The organism is Pseudomonas sp. SJZ077, assembly GCF_007993905.1.
GTDB lineage: Bacteria > Pseudomonadota > Gammaproteobacteria > Pseudomonadales > Pseudomonadaceae > Aquipseudomonas > Aquipseudomonas mandelii.
The window spans coordinates 48,262-60,204 of the sequence record NZ_VIUJ01000022.1; the positions used below are offsets into that span (position 1 = coordinate 48,262).

Annotated in this window: 14 protein-coding genes; 12 read left to right on the forward strand and 2 right to left on the reverse strand. The window is 59.6% G+C overall.

Features of this window, described 5'->3' with window-relative positions:
• Positions 1 to 12: 12 nt before the first annotated feature.
• A complete protein-coding gene (locus tag FBY01_RS26105) occupies positions 13 to 915 on the reverse strand; it encodes a TIGR01777 family oxidoreductase (protein ID WP_145310088.1) in 903 nt (300 codons plus the stop codon).
• Between the two features lie 196 nt (positions 916 to 1,111).
• Between FBY01_RS26105 and FBY01_RS26110 the strand changes: the two genes are divergently transcribed.
• The 12 genes from FBY01_RS26110 to FBY01_RS26165 all read left to right on the forward strand — a co-directional run bounded on the left by FBY01_RS26110 (position 1,112) and on the right by FBY01_RS26165 (position 11,237).
• Positions 1,112 to 2,098, forward strand: a complete 987-nt coding sequence (locus FBY01_RS26110; RefSeq protein ID WP_077749006.1) for an NAD(P)/FAD-dependent oxidoreductase — start codon at positions 1,112 to 1,114, stop codon at positions 2,096 to 2,098.
• Positions 2,095 to 2,310, forward strand: a complete 216-nt coding sequence (locus tag FBY01_RS26115; protein ID WP_010458245.1) for a TIGR02450 family Trp-rich protein — start codon at positions 2,095 to 2,097, stop codon at positions 2,308 to 2,310. The genes FBY01_RS26110 and FBY01_RS26115 overlap by 4 nt, the downstream gene beginning before the upstream one ends.
• Positions 2,311 to 2,513: 203 nt before the next feature.
• Entirely contained in the window at positions 2,514 to 3,476 is a 963-nt protein-coding gene (locus FBY01_RS26120) for a DUF523 and DUF1722 domain-containing protein (RefSeq protein ID WP_145310086.1), read from the forward strand.
• Positions 3,476 to 4,417 (forward strand): MerR family transcriptional regulator, encoded by a 942-nt coding sequence (locus FBY01_RS26125; protein WP_145310084.1) that lies wholly within the window; start codon positions 3,476 to 3,478, stop codon positions 4,415 to 4,417. Before FBY01_RS26120 ends, FBY01_RS26125 begins: the two co-directional genes overlap by 1 nt.
• Positions 4,418 to 4,428: 11 nt before the next feature.
• Entirely contained in the window at positions 4,429 to 5,874 is a 1,446-nt protein-coding gene (gene phrB, locus FBY01_RS26130; protein WP_145310082.1) for a deoxyribodipyrimidine photo-lyase, read from the forward strand.
• Positions 5,867 to 6,289: a nuclear transport factor 2 family protein gene (locus FBY01_RS26135; RefSeq protein WP_145310080.1), complete on the forward strand. Its 423-nt coding sequence runs from the start codon at positions 5,867 to 5,869 to the stop codon at positions 6,287 to 6,289. The genes phrB and FBY01_RS26135 overlap by 8 nt, the downstream gene beginning before the upstream one ends.
• The gene (locus FBY01_RS26140) at positions 6,286 to 7,068 is read left to right on the forward strand and encodes an SDR family oxidoreductase (protein ID WP_145310078.1); all 783 of its coding nucleotides are present in this window, start codon (positions 6,286 to 6,288) and stop codon (positions 7,066 to 7,068) included. Before FBY01_RS26135 ends, FBY01_RS26140 begins: the two co-directional genes overlap by 4 nt.
• Complete coding sequence (locus FBY01_RS26145) at positions 7,065 to 8,312, forward strand: NAD(P)/FAD-dependent oxidoreductase (protein ID WP_145310076.1); 1,248 nt, start codon at positions 7,065 to 7,067, stop codon at positions 8,310 to 8,312. The genes FBY01_RS26140 and FBY01_RS26145 overlap by 4 nt, the downstream gene beginning before the upstream one ends.
• Positions 8,309 to 9,124, forward strand: a complete 816-nt coding sequence (locus tag FBY01_RS26150) for a DUF1365 domain-containing protein (RefSeq protein WP_077749012.1) — start codon at positions 8,309 to 8,311, stop codon at positions 9,122 to 9,124. Before FBY01_RS26145 ends, FBY01_RS26150 begins: the two co-directional genes overlap by 4 nt.
• Positions 9,111 to 10,382 (forward strand): cyclopropane-fatty-acyl-phospholipid synthase family protein, encoded by a 1,272-nt coding sequence (locus tag FBY01_RS26155; protein ID WP_077749013.1) that lies wholly within the window; start codon positions 9,111 to 9,113, stop codon positions 10,380 to 10,382. Before FBY01_RS26150 ends, FBY01_RS26155 begins: the two co-directional genes overlap by 14 nt.
• Complete coding sequence (locus tag FBY01_RS26160) at positions 10,375 to 10,878, forward strand: DUF2878 domain-containing protein (protein ID WP_010458261.1); 504 nt, start codon at positions 10,375 to 10,377, stop codon at positions 10,876 to 10,878. The genes FBY01_RS26155 and FBY01_RS26160 overlap by 8 nt, the downstream gene beginning before the upstream one ends.
• 53 nt (positions 10,879 to 10,931) lie before the next feature.
• The gene (locus FBY01_RS26165) at positions 10,932 to 11,237 is read left to right on the forward strand and encodes a YkgJ family cysteine cluster protein (protein ID WP_010458263.1); all 306 of its coding nucleotides are present in this window, start codon (positions 10,932 to 10,934) and stop codon (positions 11,235 to 11,237) included.
• Between the two features lie 129 nt (positions 11,238 to 11,366).
• Here the strand turns inward: FBY01_RS26165 and FBY01_RS26170 are convergent, their stop codons facing one another.
• Complete coding sequence (locus tag FBY01_RS26170) at positions 11,367 to 11,885, reverse strand: acyloxyacyl hydrolase (protein WP_010458265.1); 519 nt, start codon at positions 11,883 to 11,885, stop codon at positions 11,367 to 11,369.
• Between the last annotated feature and the right edge of the window lie 58 nt (positions 11,886 to 11,943).

Consider the following 11,943-nt stretch of genomic DNA (forward strand, 5'->3'; position numbering starts at 1 on the left):
CAACGTCCTATTTCAAAGGCGGCTGGACAGGTCGTCCAGGGCCGCGCGCAAATCGGTGAACTGGAAAGTGAAACCCGCTTCCAGCAAGCGCGCCGGTACGGCCTTCTGGCCACCCAGCAACAACAGTGACAACTCGCCCAGACACACTTTCAAGGCCAGGGCCGGCATCGGCATGAACGCCGGCCGGTGCAGCACGGCGCCCAATGTTTTGGCGAACTCGCGGTTGCGCACCGGTTTTGGCGCGCAGGCATTATATGGACCGCTCGCGTCAATGCGATGCAGAAGAAAATCAATCAGGGCGATTTGATCGTTGATATGAATCCAGGGCATCCACTGCCGACCACTGCCCAAAGGCCCGCCCAGCCCCAGTTTGAATGGCAGCAACAGCCGCGACAAAAAGCCGCCCTCGGCAGACAGCACCAAACCGGTTCGAATCAGGATCACCCGAATACCCATGGCCTCGGCGCGCTGGGCGGTTTCTTCCCAGGCAATGCACAACTGACTGGCGAAATCATCGATGGACGGCGGAGACGCTTCGGTCAGTTCGCGCTCGCCACTGTCGCCGTACCAGCCGATGGCAGAACCCGAGATCAACACCTGCGGTTTCTGCGCGCGGGTCTCGAGCCAGGCCAGCAAGGTTTCGGTCAGGGTGATGCGACTCGCCCAGAGCAAGGCTTTGCGCCTGGACGTCCATGGCCGATCGGCAATGGGCGCGCCCGCCAAATTGATAATTGCGTCCACCGATTCTTGCCCGAGGTCTTCGAACAACGCGACGCCGCGAACCTGGGCACCGCAGATTTTCGCGACTTTTTCCGGCGTGCGGCTCAAGACTGTCAGGCGATGTCCCTGACTCAACCAGTGTCGGCAGAGTTGACGTCCTATCAAACCAGTACCGCCGGTCAGCAATATGTGCATGACTTCTTCCTCGCGTGGCGTTTTACCCTGATCACTAGTCTATTTTTATAAGCAGGGATCTTTGGTATCGGGCTGTGTCTGTGTTTAACAATAGGCCAAGCTGTCAGATCGAGAACGCTAAAAGTTATACCAAAAAACAATATTGTACAGGTTTAAACCACGGCGTAGTCTGTACAGAAAGGTAAACGAGGCCCCTATGACTGTACCTATCGCAATCATCGGCACCGGCATCGCCGGGCTCTCAGCCGCTCAGGCCCTGACAGAAGTCGGGCACATTGTTCAACTTTTTGATAAAAGCCGCGGCAGTGGCGGACGCATGTCGAGCAAGCGCAGTGATGCGGGTGCCTTGGACATGGGCGCACAGTATTTCACTGCCCGCGACCGGCGCTTCGTCACCGAGGTCCAGCGTTGGCAATCCAACGGCTGGGTCGCCGAATGGACGCCGCAGCTCTACACCTTCCACGGCGGGCAGCTCAACCTGTCGCCGGACGAACAGACACGCTGGGTCGGAACACCGCGCATGAGCGCCATCACCCGCGGCTTGCTCGGCGACCTGGAAGTGCATTTCGCCTGCCGGATCACCGAGGTCTATCGAGGTGAAGAACACTGGCACCTGCAAGACGCCGAAGGCTTCACCCATGGTCCGTTCAGTCACGTGGTGATCGCCACGCCGGCGCCTCAAGCCACGGCACTGCTGGCCTCCGCGCCGAAACTCGCCGGGGCCGCCGCCGGGGTAAAAATGGAGCCAACGTGGGCGGTGGCGCTGGCGTTCGATACGCCGCTGGATACCCCCATGGAAGGTTGCTTCGTGCAGGACAGCCCGCTCGACTGGCTGGCGCGCAACCGCAGCAAACCCGGGCGCGACAACACCCTCGACACGTGGGTACTGCATGCGACGAGCGCCTGGAGCCGGCAACATATCGACCTGCCCAAGGAGGCGGTGATTGAGCAACTGCACGGTGCATTTGCCGAGCTGTTGCACAGCGCCATGCCCGCCCCGACCTTTAGCCTCGCGCACCGCTGGCTTTACGCGCGTCCCGCCAGCAGTCACGAATGGGGTGCCTTGGCCGATGCCGACCTGGGACTGTATGTATGCGGCGACTGGTGCCTGTCCGGGCGTGTCGAAGGCGCCTGGCTCAGCGGCCAGGAAGCTGCACGACGGTTACACGAGCACTTGCAGTGAATAGAATCAATCCGAGTAAATTGCTGCTGTCGAAATGGACAGCAGCCCACCCGCGAAACCGCGAAAAACATTTTCTGGTGACCGAACTGTTCCGCGATGAGGAAGGCACGGTGCTGGACGTCGAATTGCAGGCGGTGCTGACCCAACGCAGTGAGCGTCTCCCATGGCAATCGCTGAAAGCCAGCGACGACTGGATACTCGGCTGGAAATAGATCCTGCCCGCGGATGCGGTGTGTCAGCTACCCATGTGTCGCCTGATCCACCGCTATCGCGAGCAAGCCCTCTCCCACAAGGGAATGCAACCCCCTCTCGAAAACCTATACAAATAATTTGACTTGTACACCTTTGAATCTATGATGAAGGCAAAGTTGTACAGAGTTACCGCTCTGTACAGGTCTGGATTCGAGGTGTTCCGATGCATGTACAGCCAGCGACTCTACCGAAAATCGCCATCAGCGCCTGCTTGATGGGAGCGGAGGTGCGTTTCAACGGTGGGCACAAGGAATCGCGCCTGTGCAGCCGAACCCTCACCGACTATTTCGAGTTCGTACCGGTGTGCCCGGAAGTCGCCATTGGCTTGGGCATTCCTCGCGAACCGATCCGCCTGATCGGCGACCCCGAAAATCCCGAAGCCGTTGGCACCGTCAACCCTGAGACTAACGTCACCCGGCCGCTCGCCGAGTACGGTCAGAAAATGGCTGCGGAGCTGGACGATATCTGCGGCTACATCTTTATGCAGAAATCCCCTTCCTGCGGCCTCGAGCGGGTCAAGGTCTACCAGGCCAACGGGTCGCCGGTGGACGGAGGTGGACGTGGTATCTACGCCCAGGCGTTCTGCGCCCTGCACCCCGACTTACCGGTGGAAGAAGATGGCCGCCTCAACGACCCGGTATTGCGCGAAAACTTCCTGACCCGCGTGTTCGCCTACAGCGCCTGGCAGCAGCTATTGCGAGAAGGAGTGACACGACGCGGCCTCATAGAATTTCACTCGCGCTACAAATACTTGCTGATGGCCCATAACCCGGTGCAATACAAAACCCTGGGCAACCTGCTGGGCAACATGGGCCAGACCGATCCTGCGGAACTCGGCCCGCGCTATTTCAGCGAACTGATGGCGGCATTGAAAAAATGCGCGACGCGGCGTACCCACACCAACGTCCTGCAGCACATCAGCGGTTATCTCAAGCAATTCATCAGCCCTGAAGACAAGCAGGAAATGCAGCACGTCATCGGCCAGTACCGGCACGGCATCGTGCCGTTGGTGGTGCCGCTGACGCTGCTCAAACACTATTTCCGTCAACACCCGGATCCGTACATCGCGCAGCAGGTTTACCTTCAGCCGCACCCGGAAAACCTCAGCCTGCGAAACGCCATCTAATGAAAAGCCCAATCGACACCAGCGCCAGCGAAGACCTTGGCGCCGACTTCAAGAAAGCCCTGGACGAAGGCTGGTTGCCGATTCGCGAAGTGGCGCGCCAGACTGGCGTGAACGCCGTGACCCTGCGTGCCTGGGAACGTCGTTACGGGCTGATCGTGCCCCAGCGCACGCCCAAGGGGCATCGCCTGTTTTCTGCCGAACACGTGCAGCGGATTTTGACCATCCTCACCTGGCTCAATCGCGGCGTGGCCGTCAGTCAGGTCAAGCAGCTGCTCGACACGCCCCAGGCCTTTACCGAAACCGTCGAAAACGATTGGCAAGTGCTGGGCCAGACATTGCTGCAAGCGGTGACCCAGCTCAATGAACGCACGCTGGATGACACCGTCAATCAAGCCATGGCGCTGTATCCGCCCCGCACCTTGTGCGAACAACTGCTGATGCCGTTGCTGGCGGAGCTGGAGCAACGCTGGCAGGGCCAGTTCGGCGCGCAGATGGAGCGGGTGTTTTTCTTTTCCTGGCTGCGTAGCAAATTCGGCGCACGCATCTACCATAACAACCGTCAGTTACGTACCGCGCCCTTGCTATTGATCAATCACTCGGACCAGCCAATGGAACCTTGCCTGTGGCTGACCGCGTGGCTGATCAGCAGCGCCGATTGCCCGGTGGAGGTCTTCGACTGGCCGCTGCCGCCGGGCGAACTCGCGCTGGCGGTCGATCACCTGCAAGCCCGCGGCGTACTGCTGTATTCCAGCAAAGCCATGAACATTTCGCAGCTGCCGAAACTTTTGAATGGCGTCAGTTGCCCAAAAATGATTGCCGGACCAACGGTATGCATCCACCACGCCGAGCTGTCCGCAAAAACGTCCGAGAGTGTTGATTTGTTCCTGGCCGAAGACCCGCTATCGGCTCACCAGGAACTGGTTAAGCGTGGGCTTATTTAATGGACACTTCCATGCATTTGATCTGGTTGCGTAGCGACTTGCGCCTGCACGACAACACCGCCCTGTCGGCTGCTGCCGCTCGCGGCCCGACGGTGGCCGTGTACCTGTTGAGCCCGGCGCAATGGCTGGAACACGATGACGCGCCGTGCAAAGTGGATTTCTGGCTGCGCAATCTGGGTGAACTGAGCGACGCGCTGGGCGAACTGAACATTCCCCTTTTGATTCGCCACGCCCCTCGCTGGGATGAAGCCCCGCAGGTTTTGCTCAAGCTGTGTCAGCAATTAAACGCGGAGGCGGTGCACGTCAACGAGGAATACGGGGTTCATGAAAGCCGTCGCGATACGGCAGTCGCCGAAACGCTCAAGGCCCATGGCATCGACTTCTTCAGCTACCTCGATCAGTTGTTGTTCAAACCGGGCACCGTGTTGACCAAGACTGGCACCTACTTCCAGGTCTTCAGCCAGTTCCGCAAAGTTTGTTACGAACGTCTGCACCGGTCGCTTCCGGGACGGGTGGCCAAACCGGCCGTACAGGATCCGTTGCCCATCAGCAGTGACGACATTCCATCGAGCGTTAAAGGGTTCGAAACGCCCAGTGACAGCCTGCGCCAGCTCTGGCCCGCCGGCGAAGCCGAAGCTCAACGCCGTCTCGACACCTTCGCCGACGCACAAATCGATTACTACAAAAGCGAGCGCGACTTCCCGGCCAAACCCGGCACCAGCCAGCTCTCGGCTTACCTCGCTGCCGGGGTGATTTCCCCGCGCCAGTGTTTGCACGCCGCCCTGCACAGTAATCAAGGCGAGTTCGAAAGCGGCAAGGTGGGCGCGGTCACCTGGATCAACGAGTTGCTGTGGCGCGAGTTCTACAAACATATTCTGGTGGGCTACCCACGGGTCTCGCGTCACCGTGCCTTCCGCCCGGAAACCGAAGCCCTGGCCTGGCGCGACGCCCCGGAAGAACTGCTGGCCTGGCAGCAAGCCCGTACCGGCCTGCCGATCATCGACGCAGCGATGCGTCAATTGCTCGAAACCGGCTGGATGCACAACCGCTTGCGCATGGTGGTGGCGATGTTCCTGACCAAGAACCTGCTGATCGACTGGCGCGAAGGCGAACGCTTTTTCATGCGCCACTTGATCGACGGCGACCTGGCGGCGAACAACGGTGGCTGGCAGTGGAGTTCGTCCACGGGCACTGACTCGGCCCCTTATTTCCGTATTTTCAATCCGCTGAGCCAATCGGAGAAATTCGACGCCGAAGGCGTGTTCATCAAGCACTGGCTGCCGGAACTGGCTGGGCTGAACAAAAAAGACGCGCACAACCCGGCGAACGTCGGCGGTCTGTTCGGCGTGGCGGATTATCCGTCGCCGATCGTCAACCTGAGCACTTCGCGCCAGCGAGCCTTGGCCGCGTTCAAGAACTTGCCCTCGCGACACGATGCCGGAGGCGCTCATGAGTGATTTCCTGCGGCAGTTTGCCCGGCAATTCGCGCAGCTGGATAAAAACAGTTTGCAACGCCTCGGCGAGCTGTACACCGAAGACGTGCACTTCACCGATCCGCTGCATGAAGTGCAAGGGATCGGACAGTTGCGCAGCTACTTCACCGAGCTCTACGCCAACGTCACCGAACTGCGTTTCGATTTTCACGGTTTCGACCAGACCGGCGAAGGCCAAGGTTATCTGCGCTGGGTCATGAGTTACCGCCATCCGCGCCTGAGCGGCGGCCGGTTGATTCGTGTCGACGGCTGCTCGTACCTGCTCTGGCGCGACAAGGTTTATCGTCACCGGGATTACTTCGATGCCGGGGCACTGCTTTACGAACATTTACCCGTATTGGGTCGGGCGATTGCCTGGCTGAAAAGGAGAATGGGATGAGTCTTACACCTCCACGGCGATACTGGCTGACGGGTGCCAGCAGCGGCATCGGCGCCTCGCTGGCTGAAGAAATCCTCAAAACCGGTGCTCATCTGGCCGTGAGCTCGCGCTCTACAGCGGTGCTGAAAGTCTTGTCCCTGCGTTATCCGGGGCAAGTGCTGGTCGTGCCCGGCGATTTGACGAGCAGTCAGGCGGTGCGCGAAATCGGCGAACAGATCGCCCATGAATGGGGCTCGCTGGACACGGTGATCCTCAACGCCGGCACGTGCGAATACGTCGACGTCAAGCAGTTCGATTCCTCGATCGTCGAACACGTGGTGCGCACCAACCTGCTCGCGAGCGCCTATTGCATCGAGGCCGCGTTGCCCTTGTTGCGCAAGGGCACCGCGCCGCATCTGGTGGGCGTCGCCAGTTCGGTGACCTACCTGCCGCTGCCACGGGCCGAAGCCTATGGCGCGTCGAAGGCCGGGCTGCGTTATCTGTTCGAATCCCTGCGCATCGATCTTGCGCCGGAAGGCATCGAAGTCACAGTGGTCAGCCCGGGGTTTGTCGAGACCCCACTGACGGCGAAAAACGACTTCCCGATGCCGCTCAGTTGGCCAGTGGCGAAAGCCGCCCGGCACATCTTCGCCAAACTCAAGAACCGTCCCCTGGAGATCGCTTTTCCGGGGCTGTTCATGGCTGCTCTCTGGCCCCTGTCGAAAATGCCCAATTGCGTGAAACTGGCCATCGGCAAACGCATGGTGCGCAGCAGCCCACCGATCAGGGACGTGCCGTGAACATTGCGATCATTGGCAGCGGAATCTCAGGGCTCACCAGCGCCTACCTGCTCAATCGCAGGCATGAGATCACCCTGTTCGAGGCCAGCGACTGGATCGGCGGGCACACCCATACCGTGGACGTGACCGTGGATGACCAGCGCTACGCCGTGGACACCGGTTTCATTGTGTTCAACGACTGGACCTACCCGAATTTCATTCGCCTGCTCGGCCAGATCGGCGTGGAGTCGAAACCGACTGAAATGAGTTTTTCAGTGAAGGATCCGGACTCGGGCCTGGAATACAACGGCAATAACCTCAACAGCTTGTTTGCCCAACGGCGAAATCTGTTGTCACCCGGCTTCTGGGGCATGTTGCGCGATATCCAGCGCTTCAACAAAGAGGCGCAGCGTGACCTGGCCGAGGGTCGGATCGCCGCCGACACCACGCTGGACGACTATCTGAAAAACGGCCGCTATGGCGAACGCTTCATCCTGCATTACATCGTGCCGATGGGCGCAGCAATCTGGTCGATGTCCATGGCTGACATGCTCGGTTTCCCGCTGCAATCCTTCGTCAGGTTTTTCAAGAATCACGGCCTGCTGTCCGTCAGTAATCGCCCGCAATGGCGGGTGATCGAAGGTGGCTCGAGTGCTTACATCGAGCCATTGACGGCGACCTTCAAAGAGAAAATCCGTCTCGGCTGCCCGGTGACCCGGGTCGAGCGGGATGAGGAAGGCATCGTTATCCACAGCACCGCCGGAAGCGAGCGATTCGACAAAGTGGTGTTCGCCTGCCACAGCGATCAGGCCCTGAAATTGCTGGCCAAGCCGAGCGATGCCGAACAATCGATCCTCAGCGCCCTGCCCTACGCCGACAACGAAGTAGTGCTGCACACCGACACACGCCTGCTGCCCACTCGAAAACTCGCGTGGGCCAGCTGGAATTACCGCCTCGGTGGCCCGGGCCACACACGGGCCACCGTCACCTACGACATGAACATCCTGCAAGGCATCCAGAGCGATACCACGTTCTGCGTCAGCCTGAACCAGAGCGCCGGCATCAGCCCGTTCAAAGTGCTCGCCAAATACACTTACGCCCATCCGCAATTCAGCCTGGCGGCCGTTGCTGCGCAAAGCCGTTGGGAGGAGCTGGACGGCGCGCAACACACTTATTATTGCGGCGCCTATTGGGCCAACGGTTTCCATGAAGACGGCGTGGTCAGCGCGTTGCGCGTTGCTCGCTCGTTTGGTGAAGTGTTGTGAACAGCGCCCTCTACAGCGGCTGGATCGCGCATCGGCGGTTCGCCCCAAAGCCTCATGCCTTCCGTTACCGGATCGGTCTGTTGTACCTGGACCTCGACGAACAGGAGGCCGTGCTCGGCCTGTCGCCGTTCTCGGGCAACAGTCGCTTCGCACCGTTCTCGTTTCGCGAGAGCGATTACCTCAAAACCTATACCGGCAGCGGCATGCGCCTGATTGACGCGGTGCGCCAGCTCGTCGGCCAGGCCATCGGTCATGCGCCCCAAGGTTCGATCTGCCTGCTGACCCAGCCGCGCAGTTGGGGTTTGTCGTTCAACCCGGTGAGTTTTTTCTACTGCCATGAGGCTGACGGGCAACTGGCGGCGATTCTTTGCGAAGTCACCAACACCCCGTGGCGCGAGCGTTATCACTATGTATTGCCGGCCAAGGCCCCGGAGAATCTCGGCGATTTCCATCAACATTTTGCCGTGGCGAAGGCGTTTCACGTTTCGCCGTTTCTACCGCCAGACCTGGAATACCGCATGAGTTTCAGCCCCGCCGCGAAACGGCTCGGCGTGCACATGGCGGACTGGCAGGGCGAGCTGAAGTTGTTCGACGCCACGCTCAGCTTGAAACGCCAGGCACTGGACCGTGCCAGCCTGCATCGTTACTTGCGGCGCTTTCCATGGATGACGGCGAAAACCTGCCTGGCGATCTATTGGCAGGCCCTGCGCCTGCTGCTCAAGCGCGCACCGATATTTGCTCATCAGGCTGCCGTTGGCAGCGTTCAAACCGCCATCGTTCCTCCCAAGGATCACCGTCATGAAATCCTCTAGCGCCTCGGCTAAAGTCAATCTGCTCAGCACCAACGGCCTGACCGGATCGTTGCTGCGCCGTGGTGTATTGCGGCAACTCACGCAGCTCAAACATGGACAACTGGTGGTCATCGAAAACGGCGAACGGCAAGTTTTCGGGACCGCAGGCAGCCCATTGATCGGGGAGATCCATATCCTCGACGCGGCGGCGTGGGGGCTGGTGGCGGGTAACGGCTCGATCGGCGCTGGCGAAGCGTTTATCCACGGTTATTGGAGTTCGCCGGACTTGACCGCGGTGGTTCGCGTGTTCGTCAGTAACCTTGAGGTACTGGATGCGCTGGAAGGTGGTCTGGCGAAACTCGGCCGCCCTTTCGTTCAAGCGCTGCACTGGCTCAATCGCAACACGCGCAAGGGTTCGCAGAAAAACATCGCCGCCCACTACGATCTGGGCAACGACCTGTTCGAACAGTTTCTCGATCCCACGATGATGTACTCCGCCGCACAGTTCCTGACGGACGAAGACAGCCTGGAACAGGCGCAGTTGAACAAGCTGGAACGGATCTGCCAGAAACTCGCGCTCAAACCCAGTGATCACTTGCTGGAAATCGGCACCGGCTGGGGCAGCATGGCGCTTTACGCGGCGCAGCATTACGGCTGCAAGGTCACCACCACCACGCTTTCAAAAGAACAGTACGCCTTCACTGCCCAACGCATTGAAGCCCTCGGCCTGCAAGACCAGGTCACGCTGCTGCTCAAGGATTACCGCGACCTCACCGGGCAGTACGACAAATTGGTGTCGATCGAGATGATCGAAGCCGTCGGCCATCGCTTCCTGCCGGTCTATTTCAAGCAATGCGCGCAGTTGCTCAAAAGCAACGGCTTGATGCTGTTGCAGGCCATCACCATCCGCGAACAGCGCTACGAACAGGCCAAGGGCAGCGTCGATTTCATTCAGCGTTACATTTTTCCTGGCGGTGCCCTACCCTGTGTGCAGAAGATGCTGGAAGTCATCAGCCGCGACACCGACATGAATTTGCTGCACATGGAGGATTTCGGCCTGCACTACGCCCGAACCCTGCGCCTGTGGCATGAGAATTTTCGCCGAGCCCAGGGCCGCTTGAGCGAGTTGGGCTACGACGATTATTTCCTGCGGTTGTGGGAATTTTATCTGTGCTACTGCGAAGGGGGGTTTCTGGAGCGCACCATCGGCACCGCGCAAATGGTGCTGGCCAAACCCTCGGCAATGCCCGCGCCGCTGCTGGGGCGCTTCGATGCGTGAGCGCTTGGCCAATGCCGCACTGTTTCAGCTCGGCTGGTTTGCCTGTGTGATGGGCGGCGACAGTTTATGGTTGCTGGTGGCGTTGGCGGTACTGGTGATTCATCTGCTGTGGATAAGTCGCTGGGCGGATGAAGGCCGACTGATTCTCAGCGTTGTGCTGCTGGGCACCACCGTCGACAGTTCGTTGCGCTGGCTTGGTGTGTTCGATTTCGCCGACGTCGCGCCCTTGATCCCGCTGTGGCTGATGCTGTTGTGGGCGTTACTGGCAACCACGTTGCGCCACTGCCTGCAATGGACCGCCAAACCTTGGTGGCTCGGCAGCCTGCTGGGCGCCGTGGGTGGGCCGTTGTCGTATTACGCCGGTGGACAACTGGCCGGCGTGCAGTTTCCTTACGGTCAGGTGCCCACGCTGCTGGGTATCGGCCTGCTCTGGGCCATGCTGTTCCCAACGCTGCATTTCATGGCGCAACGGCTGGCGGCGGACACCCGCAGCTAAGCGTCCGTCAGGCCTTTAACACAGCCAGGGCGCACTGCCTTACACTGCCCGCCATGAAAACCATTCCCCACACGCAAATCACCGAACCGGCCGTCACGTGCTCGACTTGCGCAGCCTGTTGCTGCCAGCTCGAAGTCATGCTGATCACCGACACGGGCGTGCCTGAACGTTTTATCGATACCGATGATTGGGGCGGGGAAGTCATGCTGCGTCTGGATGACGGCTGGTGCGCTGCGTTGGATCGCGACAGCATGATGTGCACCATCTACGAAAAGCGCCCGCTGATCTGCCGGGAGTTCGAGATGGGCGCACCGGAGTGCCTCGAAGAGCGCCAGGGGATTACTACGGCATATCGCTGAATTTGAAGTCGACGCAGATCCAGTGTGGGAGCGAGCCTGCTCGCGATGGCTTCCTGTCAGTCAACACTGTTGCTGAATGGCAGACCGCAATTGCGAGCAGGCTCGCTCCCACACTTAAAGGAGCGAGTCTCAGAGCGGCATCGTGTAGTGCAGCGCGTAACTTTCTACACCGTTGTTCGGGCTACTGAGCCCGGCATTGGAATAGTGCGTCGCACGAATGCCGACTTCATGTCCACCGGTAAAGCGCAGGCCAAAACCGAACCGGTCTTCAAACTGAAAAGCACTGCCGAGTTGATTGTTTTCGACTTCGGTATTGGCGAATACCGCGACGCCGACCCCCAACTCCACATAAGGCTTGACGGTCTGGCCAGCAAATTCGTAAACCAACACCGGCGCGAACGACAGGCTGTGGTTGCTGGAAGTCTTGTCGCCGTCCCAATAGGTGTAGGCACCGCTCCAGTACCCCGTCAAACGACCGATATCACTCTGCAACCAGCTCTTGTCCCAATCGAATTGCATGCCCAATCGATAGGTCATGGTCGACTCGCTGGTCTGTCCGACCGCGAATTCCACACCTGCCGCCTGCGCGGTAAAACTGTGCCCCATCAGTGCGGCCGCAATCGCGGCCAAGCAGAATAGTCGCTTCACTAGAAACATCCTTTTCCGAACGATTTCATATGGTTTTTTTGTTGCTCACCGCTATAGA